Origin of the sequence: Allomesorhizobium camelthorni (assembly GCF_011045125.1) — a bacterium.
Lineage (GTDB): Bacteria > Pseudomonadota > Alphaproteobacteria > Rhizobiales > Rhizobiaceae > Allomesorhizobium > Allomesorhizobium camelthorni.
In genome coordinates this window covers 1-1149 of record NZ_JAAKZF010000267.1, presented here as the reverse complement: position 1 = coordinate 1149, position 1149 = coordinate 1, and the positions used below count along the sequence as shown (strand labels likewise).

The following is a 1149-nucleotide window of genomic DNA, read 5'->3' as shown; positions in this document are numbered from 1 at the left end:
TCTCTTACGCTCGCGATCTTTGAATGGACCATCATGATGGTCACTGCATTGGCAGTATCTACGACGGCCGGGCCGGCGGCCAGGGAGATTTTGAGCGTGACGAGCACCTGCTTCAGGATGGCCGTCGACATCCGGTCATCATGATGTGTCAGAACCGGCAGCAGGACATCGATCGCAAGGCCGCGGAGAACGACTACCGGATCAATGTGAAGGCAGAGCTCGATATAGAGCTGTTGCATGAGAAGATCGACCAACTGCGTGAGTGCGAGGTCCTGGAGCTAAAGGAGGCCGTCAGGATGCTGACCGAGCTGCTGGAGCAGTCAGCGTCGGGTGCACGCGAGTCCAATGCGGAAGGCGGACGGCCATCATAACGCGCGGCTATCGACTTCATGGCGTGACGTCATTTCCCATTCGCCGCGCGGCATTCCATTACTCACGGTACGTTGTGAGCGGCAACCTTTCGCGGCCACTGCGAAGTCGAACAAGGGTCCACAATCAGGAGGCTACAAATGTCAAAGGACGTTACCATGAGCAAACTCGGTTCCATCTCCGCCGTTCTAGGGATTGCCATGTCGTCGGCGATCCTGATTTCCTCTCCGTCCCTTGCCGAGCAGATGAAGTTCGAGGCCCAACTGAACGGTTTGCAGGAGGTACCGCCCGTTGACAGTGCGGGAAAGGGGACCGCCCAGATTACCTTCGACACCGCATCAAGGGACCTCAGCTGGACGATCGAATATTCCGGTCTTACTGGGCCGGTCCAAGCCGGTCATTTTCATGGACCGGCCGAGCCCGGTGAAAACGGCGATGTCGGGGTGCCACTGGAGACGCTCGAGAGCCCCATCGAAGGCTCGGCAACCCTGACGGAGGATCAGGCCAAGATGCTGCTTGATGGCAAGCTCTACCTGAACCTGCATACCGCAGAGTATGGCGGCGGCGAAATACGTGGTCAGGTTATGAAGCCTGCGATGTGATGATTGCGGGGCCTGGCTCCTGCCTCTGAGCGGCGGACGCTCTCTTCCAATGGAACGTCCGCTGCGCTAGGTGGCAGGTAGCGCCCGGTGTCATGATGCGGCTTAAGCCGCCCGGAGGCGATCGATGGACAAAATGCAGTTTCCACTGCCGGTGCGCATCGTGGCCGAAGCCGGTGAG

Annotated in this window: 2 protein-coding genes; both read left to right on the top strand. The window is 59.1% G+C overall.

Going from position 1 to position 1149, the window contains the following annotated elements; translation table 11 throughout:
- Window positions 1–23: 23 nt before the first annotated feature.
- Window positions 24–371 (top strand): DUF1003 domain-containing protein, encoded by a 348-nt coding sequence (locus tag G6N73_RS35800; RefSeq protein WP_165034561.1) that lies wholly within the window; start codon window positions 24–26, stop codon window positions 369–371.
- Window positions 372–509: 138 nt separating this feature from the next.
- On the top strand, window positions 510–971 hold the full coding sequence (locus G6N73_RS35795; protein WP_246252836.1) for a CHRD domain-containing protein: 462 nt from the start codon (window positions 510–512) through the stop codon (window positions 969–971).
- Window positions 972–1149: the final 178 nt, after the last annotated feature.

Excerpts from the sequence above, each read along its gene's own strand:
- G6N73_RS35795 (WP_246252836.1), top strand. The coding sequence starts at position 510 with ATGTCAAAGGACGTTACCATGAGCAAACTCGGTTCCATCTCCGCCGTT.
- G6N73_RS35800 (WP_165034561.1), top strand. The coding sequence starts at position 24 with ATGGACCATCATGATGGTCACTGCATTGGCAGTATCTACGACGGCCGG.